General features: G+C 64.2%; 6 protein-coding genes. 3 read left to right on the forward strand and 3 right to left on the reverse strand.

What is annotated here, in order from left to right; genetic code table 11:
* Nucleotides 1-81 precede the first annotated feature (81 nt).
* The 3 genes from SAJA_RS09160 to SAJA_RS09165 all read right to left on the reverse strand — a co-directional run bounded on the left by SAJA_RS09160 (nucleotide 82) and on the right by SAJA_RS09165 (nucleotide 4,471).
* Nucleotides 82-2,184 carry a M13 family metallopeptidase gene (locus SAJA_RS09160; protein WP_221180186.1) on the reverse strand — a complete coding sequence of 701 codons (2,103 nt, stop codon included), beginning with the start codon at nucleotides 2,182-2,184 and terminating at the stop codon, nucleotides 82-84.
* Between the two features lie 172 nt (nucleotides 2,185-2,356).
* Entirely contained in the window at nucleotides 2,357-2,512 is a 156-nt protein-coding gene (locus SAJA_RS15145; protein ID WP_184999830.1) for a hypothetical protein, read from the reverse strand.
* A gap of 702 nt (nucleotides 2,513-3,214) precedes the next feature.
* Nucleotides 3,215-4,471 carry an NAD-dependent epimerase/dehydratase family protein gene (locus SAJA_RS09165; RefSeq protein ID WP_123658369.1) on the reverse strand — a complete coding sequence of 419 codons (1,257 nt, stop codon included), beginning with the start codon at nucleotides 4,469-4,471 and terminating at the stop codon, nucleotides 3,215-3,217.
* Nucleotides 4,472-4,612: 141 nt separating this feature from the next.
* On the opposite strand from SAJA_RS09165, the gene SAJA_RS09170 reads away from it, so the two are divergent.
* The 3 genes from SAJA_RS09170 to SAJA_RS09180 all read left to right on the forward strand — a co-directional run bounded on the left by SAJA_RS09170 (nucleotide 4,613) and on the right by SAJA_RS09180 (nucleotide 7,117).
* Nucleotides 4,613-5,068, forward strand: a complete 456-nt coding sequence (locus SAJA_RS09170) for a GtrA family protein (RefSeq protein ID WP_123658370.1) — start codon at nucleotides 4,613-4,615, stop codon at nucleotides 5,066-5,068.
* A gap of 70 nt (nucleotides 5,069-5,138) precedes the next feature.
* A complete protein-coding gene (locus tag SAJA_RS09175; RefSeq protein ID WP_123658371.1) occupies nucleotides 5,139-6,038 on the forward strand; it encodes a UDP-2,3-diacylglucosamine diphosphatase in 900 nt (299 codons plus the stop codon).
* Nucleotides 6,035-7,117, forward strand: a complete 1,083-nt coding sequence (locus SAJA_RS09180; RefSeq protein ID WP_123658372.1) for a glycosyltransferase family 4 protein — start codon at nucleotides 6,035-6,037, stop codon at nucleotides 7,115-7,117. Before SAJA_RS09175 ends, SAJA_RS09180 begins: the two co-directional genes overlap by 4 nt.
* The last annotated feature ends 107 nt before the right edge of the window (nucleotides 7,118-7,224 follow it).

Genomic DNA, 7,224 nt, shown 5'->3' on the forward strand with positions numbered 1-7,224 from the left:
ATCGGTTCCAGGGCCCTAGGCGATTGGTCGCACGGGCCGGCGGCCAACGCCGGCCCGTGACGCCAGGCCCGGCGCGGCGGGCTACCAGATCTCGACCCGTTTTTTCGGCGGCCGCACCATGGCGTCGCCTGTCTTGCAGTCGAAGGCCTGGGCAAAGGCTTTCATGTTCGAGGGCGCGCCGATGGCGCGATAGGTCATCGGCGAGTGCGGGTCGGCGTTCAGGGCCACTTCCAGGGCCTCGGGCCGGGAATGGCCGCGCCAGACGCGCGCCCAGGCCATGAAGAAACGCTGGGGCTGGGTATAGCCGTCGATTGTCTGCTTGGCCTCGGCCGGTTTGTCGGCCAGGGCTTTTTGTAGCGCGTCGTAGGCCAGCGTCAGCCCGTCCAGGTCGGCGATGTTCTCGCCCAGGGTGAGCTTGCCGTTGATATGCAACTCGGGCTTGTCGGGCAGCGGCGTGTAGGCGGCGAACTGATCGACCAGCCTGGCCGTGCGCGCATCAAACGCCTCGCGATCCGCGGCCGTCCACCAGTCGCGCTGGTTGCCGTCGCCGTCGAACTGGCTGCCCTGGTCGTCGTAGCCGTGGCTGGATTCATGCCCGATGACCGCACCGATGCCGCCGTAATTGACGGCATCATCGCCGTGGGCATAGAAAAACGGCGGCTGCAGGATCGCGGCCGGGAAGTTGATGGTGTTGTCGGTGGGGTTGTAGTAGGCGTTGACGGTCTGGGGCGTCATGGACCAGCGCTGACGGTCGCGGTGCTTGCCGACATAGGCCATCTCATAGGCATGGTTGTAGCGGGCCGCGGCTTCCATGTCGCCGTAGAAGACGTCTTGTTCGATCGCAAGCCCCGACCAGTCGCGCCACTGTTCCGGATAACCGATCTTGGGCAGGAACTTGGCCCATTTATCCAGCGCCCGTGCCTTGGTCTCGTCGCTCATCCAGTCGTTGTTCTGTAGCCGCATCTTGAGCGCGGCGCGGATGTTGTCGACCAGCTGCTCGGCACGGGCCTTGGCCTCGGGCGGAAAGTAGTCGGCGACATACAGCTGGCCCAGCGCCTGGCCCATGGCGCCGTTGACGGCTTCCAGGCTCTGTTTCCAACGGGCTTTCTGCTCGGGCTGGCCGCCCAGCGTGGTGCCATAGAAATCGAAGTGGGCATCCCGAAAACGCTTGGCCAGCAACGGGGCCGCGTCATCGAGCGCGTGGGCAGCAAGATAAGCCCGCCACTGATCCAGCGGGGCCTTGGCCAGCAGCCGGTCGAATTCCTTGAAGAATTTCGGCTCGGATAACGAAAACCCGTTCTGGATATCGGCGTCCTGGGCTGCGAAGAAGGCTTGCCAGTCGAAGTGCGGGGTCGCTTTTTCGGCTTCGGCCAGGCTCACGAAATGGTATTGATTGTCCGGGTCTCGCATTTCGACCCGGCTGAGCGAGTGTTTGGCCAGAGCCGTCTCGAAGGCCATGGTGTGGCGGGCGTTCTGCTCCGCCGTTTCCTTGTCCTGGCCGGCCAGCTTGAACAGCCGTGTGAGATAGGCGACATAGGCCGTGCGCTCGTCGGCGTGCGCCTTGCCGCTGTAGTAGGCCGGCGTGGGCAACGACAGCCCGCCCTGATAGGCATAGGCGATGACGTTTTCGGCGTTCTTGTAATCCGGGCTGGCATCGAGATCGAAAACCTGGCCCTGGCCGTCGGCGAATGCCCGGGTCAGGTAATCGGTCAGGGCATCACGGCTATCGATGCCGGCAATCTGTTTCAGGCGTGGCTCGACCGGGCGAAGGCCGGCTTTTTCGATCGCGGTCGTATCCATGGCCGCGGCGAACAGCGTGCCGATCTTGGCCCGCAGCGGATCCAGGTCGGCATCGTCGCGGGCCACGTCATCGGCCGCGGCTTTCACCAGCGTGTGCTGATCGGCCAGGCTTTTTTCGCGCAGGACGTTGAATGCGCCCCAGCGGGTCTGGTCGTCCGGAATCGGGTTGTCGGCGATCCACTTGGCGTTGACGAAGTCATCCAGGTTCTTGCAGGCGCTGGTCGAGGTGTCCAGTTCCTTGGTGTCGAACACGTCCCGGGCCGCCGAGAGCTTCATATCGGCCGCTGGCGCGTCGTCGTTGTCTGGCGGAGTCGCCGCGCCGGCGCTGCCGGCGATCACAAGTGCGACAAGAACAAAACCGGTGGATCGGTTGCGATACAACATCATGGTTGGCCCGGATACATGGTGTGACACGCATAGCACAAACCGTGCCGACGATGCGCGAGTTGTCGCGTGATTCTGGCACGTACGCGCTGGTCGCCACGCACGAACGCCGAGCACAAAAAAGCCCGGCGCGATGGCCGGGCTCTTTCGGTAACGCAGGCTGATCAGACGATCAGCTGGCGTAATCGGTACTGCTCTGCGTGATCGTGGTCTGGGACACGCTCTGGGAATCCGCGAGATTCGCGGCGACCAGCGGCATGGCCATGGAGGCGGCCACTAGGCCCAGCACCACGAGGGCGTTCACAACGTTGAGCTTCACGTTGTTCATTTCAATTCTCCTGAAAACGAGTGCCAGATGCCCGAAGCATCTGTGCATGGCTTTCGACACCCGTTCGAGGCGAACTGAAACGGTCGATTGCCCGGTTTCAGTCCGCGCTCGACCGATATCGATGGCGCGGAATAAAAAACAAATTATGCCTTTAGGGAACAAGCCCGGATTCAGCAGCTGATTCTGACGTTGCAGTGGTTCAAACGTGTGACCGCTACAGAATGTCTCGATGACGAGATCGGCGCCGAGAATTGTCTCGATCACCGGCCCTGCAACTGCTGAGACGCGGAATTCTACGCCCGAAAACCACTTTTACAACCTTTGTCTAAGAAAAAATTTCCAACCGGTCGGCCATCGTTCAGTATCTTTCTAAATCAACGGTTTGGGGCCGTGATTTGGCCAGGTTATGGCGCACGACAGCCCCGGCACGCCGGGGCACAGCCTGGCTGACCGGTGTGCTGCGCAGATTGTCTGCTCCTGACCGGCTGGCGGTGCCTGTTCTCTGTCTCGAATTGAATAGACCCGCTTAATGAGGGATATAGCTTGAACGCCTCGCCTTGACTGCAGAAAGCCTCGGTTTGTGACCGATACCAGGCGTTGTTGTCTTTGATTCGTGAGACGGCTTGGCCGGATCGGCGGCCTGGACCTGCGGGCCGGCCCGGCAGGGATCCCAGTCCTGTTGGCCCACCGGCTAACCGGCGACTACAAGACAACCATTCCGGTCGCCATATCAGCTGTTTCGGACCGTGTTCGCCGCCACTGCGAAACACAGGCGATGCGCCGGGCGTCACAGCGATGCGCGTAGCGCGCGGCGATATCGGTGACCTCCTCGAACAGGCCGTTGTCCAGCGTGGTCGGGCGCAGGCCCAGGCCGATCAGGGCATCGTTGGCGACGTGCAGATCGTTTTCCGCGGCCTCGATGCGGGGGTTGTCGACGTATTCGATGGCCGCACCCGTCTGCGCGGCGATCCGCGTGGCCAGATCCCGCACGCGATGGGTCTCGGTCATCTGGTTGTAGATACGGACTCGCTCGCCGGCGGCCGGCGGCGTGGCAATGGCCAGCTCGATACAGCGCACGGTGTCCTGGATATGAATGAAAGCTCGTGTCTGCCCGCCGGTGCCGTGCACGGACAGCGGATGGCCCACGGCCGCCTGCATGAGAAACCGATTGAGCACGGTGCCGTAATCGCCGTCGTAATCGAAGCGGTTGATCAGGCGCTCGTCGAGTGCGGTCTGTTCGGTCTGGGTGCCCCAGACGATGCCCTGATGCAGATCGGTGATGCGCACGTGATCGTTCTTGTTATAGAAGGCGAACGCCAGCTGATCCTGGGTCTTGGTCAGGTGATAGATACTGCCGGGATTGACCGGGTAGAGGATCTCGTCGGCGCTCAACGACCCGTCTTCGGCCTCGACGTGCACGGTTAGATAGCCTTCCGGGATCTTCATGCCCGCGCTGCCGTAGCCGTAGACGCCCATGGTGCCCAGGTGAACGATATGCGCATCCACACCGGATTCGACCAGTGCGGCCAACAGGGTATTGGTCGCGCCCAGGTTGTTATCCATCGTATAGCGCTTGTGCCAGGCCGATTTCATGGAATAGGGCGCGGCCCGCTGCTCGGCGAAGTGCACGATGGCTTCCGGGCGCCAGTCCACCAACAGATCCAGCAGGCGCTGATAGTTGCGGGCCACGTCGAAACGATGGAATGCGATACGCCGGCCCGAAATCGTTTCCCAGGCGGCCAGGCGCTCGCTCATGGGCCGGATCGGCGTGAGCGAGTCAACCTCCAGCTCGACGTCGATCTTGCGCCGCGAGAGATTGTCGACGATGGCCACATCGTAGCCGGCGGCTGACAGATGCAGCGCGGTCGGCCAGCCACAAAAGCCGTCGCCGCCGAGGATGAGCACACGCTGGGCGGCGTGGCGCCCGGCCGGCAGGAAAGGAAGCGCGGTTGCAGACATGAGCGAACGCCTGTTCATAAAAGCCTGACCTCACACTGGCCAGCGGCGATGACGTTCGGGTGACGCCGCGATGACGGCTTCATGACCGCTGTCATCGCCGGCCGTCATCCACGTGTCAGGCGCGCGTGTTAGCACCGGGGAATGAGCCAACGCATCCTCGAGTTGTCGTGCACGACAGGCTGGCGGCATCGCCTGCCGCGGGCCCTGGTCTTTGCCGCGGTGAGCGGGCTGGCTTTTGGCGTGGACATGAGTGTGCTGGCCCTGCTGGTTCACGGTCTGGGCTGGCCCGGTCTCGTCTCGCGTATCGTCTCGATCGTGTCGGCGACCAGCAGCTCGTGGTTCGTGAACCGGCATGCCACGTTCGCGGCCCGGGCAGGGCCCGGCTGGGGCCGTGAATGGGCGCGCTATCTGGCCGTCAACGCCATCGGCATGGGGCTCAACTACGCCGTCTATGCCCTCATCGTGGCCGGCACGGTGTTCGGCAAGACCCATCCGTTATGGGCGGTGGTGCCGGGCGGGGTGCTGGCCATGGGGCTCAACTACGGACTCACCCGGCGCTGGGTGTTCGTTGCCGGGCGCCTGTCATCGCATCGTTAATAAACGGTCGTCAAACCGTCATCGGGCAGGGCCACGCTGCAAGGAGTCCCGATTGCACGGAGGCTCAACCATGCGCTTCGACGATGACCTGATCGATCGCTCGGCCGATACCCTGGCCAATATTCCGCCCGCGGCCACGCCGCGCCGTCGTCCGCCAACCCGCAGCACGCCCGAGGTGCACCGCTATCGCGCGGTATGGATCTCGGATTTTCATCTGGGCACGCGCGGCTGTCGCGCCGAGCGCCTGCTGGATTTTCTGGCCCAGGTGCACTGCGACACCCTGTATCTCGTGGGTGACGTCATCGATGCCTGGGCGCTTAAGAAAGCCTGGTACTGGCCGGCCAGCCATACGGACGTGATCCGGGCGATCCTGGATCTACACCGGGAGCGCGGCACGCGCGTGGTCTATGTGCCCGGCAACCACGACGAGGTACTGCGCGATTACCTGCCGATCGACCTGTCCGGGGTCGAGGTCTGTAACGAGTGCATCCACGAGACCGCCACCGGCAAGCGGTATCTCGTGATCCACGGTGACGAATTCGATGCCGTGTGTACCCAGGCGCGCTGGCTGGCGGTGCTGGGCGATGTGGCCTATCGCGGCGTGATTCGTGCCAATAGTTATTTCAACACCGTACGGCGCCGGCTGGGTTATCCCTACTGGTCGCTGTCGGCGTTTCTGAAATACCAGGTGAAGAACGCCGTAGCCTTCATCGGCCACTTCGAAGAGGCGCTGGCGGATGAGGCCCGGCGCCGCGGCGTGGACGGCATCATCTGTGGCCATATCCATACGCCCTCGCGGCGCACCATCGAGGGCATCGACTACTGCAACGACGGCGACTGGGTCGAGTCCTGTACTGCCCTGACCGAAGACCATGCCGGCAACATGCAGCTCCTTTACTGGGGGCGAGAAGCCGGGGACGGTGCGGCGACGACAAACGAGGCTGATCGCGGCCTGGCGGTGTCGGCATGACGATCGCGCTGGTCACCGATGCCTGGCACCCACAGATCAACGGTGTGGTGCGGACCTGGTCGATCGTGGTCGATGAACTGGCCCGCGCCGGTCATGCGGTCGCGACCATCACGCCGGGGGATTTTCGCGGTCTGCCCTGTCCGGGTGAGCCGGATATCCGGCTGGCGCTGGCCACCCCGGCGGCCATCGGCGAGCGCCTGACCGCCATCGCCCCGGAGGCGATTCATATCGCGACCGAGGGCCCGTTGGGCACGGCCGCCCGGGCCTGGTGCCGGGCACACGGGCTGGCCTTCACGACCTCGTATCACACCCATTTTCCGCAGTATCTGAAAATGCGTCTGGGCGTGCCGAAACGGCTGACCTATGGTGTGATCCGGCGGTTTCACAAGGCCGCGGCGCGGGTGATGGTCACCACCCCCACGCTGGCCGACGAGCTGGCCCGCCACGGCATCGACAACACCGTGCTCTGGCCGCGCGGCGTGGATGCCCGCGTGTTCGCCCCGCGAGACGACGGCGTGCGCATCGACGGGCCGGGCCCGGTGATGATCTACGTCGGCCGGGTGGCGGTAGAAAAGAATATCCGTGCGTTCCTCGAACTGGACCGGCCCGGCACCAAGGTCGTGGTCGGTGACGGGCCTGCGCGGCGCGCGTTGGAGGCGGCCTATCCGGACGTCGTGTTTGCCGGTTGGCAGACCGGCACCGATCTGGCGCGCTGGTACGCCGCGGCCGATGTCTTCGTCTTTCCCAGCCGAACCGATACTTACGGGCTGGTCCTGCTCGAGGCGCTGGCCAGCGGGCTGCCCGTGGCGGCCTACCCGGTGCCGGGGCCACAGGACGTGTTGGGCGATGCGCCGCATGTCGCCTGCCTGCACAACGATCTGAACACCGCGATCGACGGCGCTCTTTCATTATCGCCCGAGGCCGCCCGTGCCCATGCCCTGGCGTTTTCCTGGGCCGCCTGTGCCGAGCGGTTTCTGGCTAATCTTGAGCGCCTGCCGGCAAGCGCTTGGGCCGATATCGCGCCGGCTTCGCGGCTGGCACGGGTGGCCGCCCCGGCGCGGCGCCTACTCGTGGGCTAGGGCCTGTTGCCGTTTCATGCGAGCGCCGCGTTGGAGACCGCAAATCGTGTCCTGCAAGGCGCGAGTCGCCGCGTCGTGGCGTGCCACGATCAAGACTCGCAACGCCG

This window comes from Salinisphaera japonica YTM-1, from assembly GCF_003788585.1.
Lineage (GTDB): Bacteria > Pseudomonadota > Gammaproteobacteria > Nevskiales > Salinisphaeraceae > Salinisphaera > Salinisphaera japonica.

Excerpts from the sequence above, each read along its gene's own strand:
- SAJA_RS09160 (WP_221180186.1), bottom strand. The coding sequence starts at position 2,184 with ATGTTGTATCGCAACCGATCCACCGGTTTTGTTCTTGTCGCACTTGTG.
- SAJA_RS15145 (WP_184999830.1), bottom strand. The coding sequence starts at position 2,512 with ATGAACAACGTGAAGCTCAACGTTGTGAACGCCCTCGTGGTGCTGGGC.
- SAJA_RS09165 (WP_123658369.1), bottom strand. The coding sequence starts at position 4,471 with ATGTCTGCAACCGCGCTTCCTTTCCTGCCGGCCGGGCGCCACGCCGCC.
- SAJA_RS09170 (WP_123658370.1), top strand. The coding sequence starts at position 4,613 with ATGAGCCAACGCATCCTCGAGTTGTCGTGCACGACAGGCTGGCGGCAT.
- SAJA_RS09175 (WP_123658371.1), top strand. The coding sequence starts at position 5,139 with ATGCGCTTCGACGATGACCTGATCGATCGCTCGGCCGATACCCTGGCC.
- SAJA_RS09180 (WP_123658372.1), top strand. The coding sequence starts at position 6,035 with ATGACGATCGCGCTGGTCACCGATGCCTGGCACCCACAGATCAACGGT.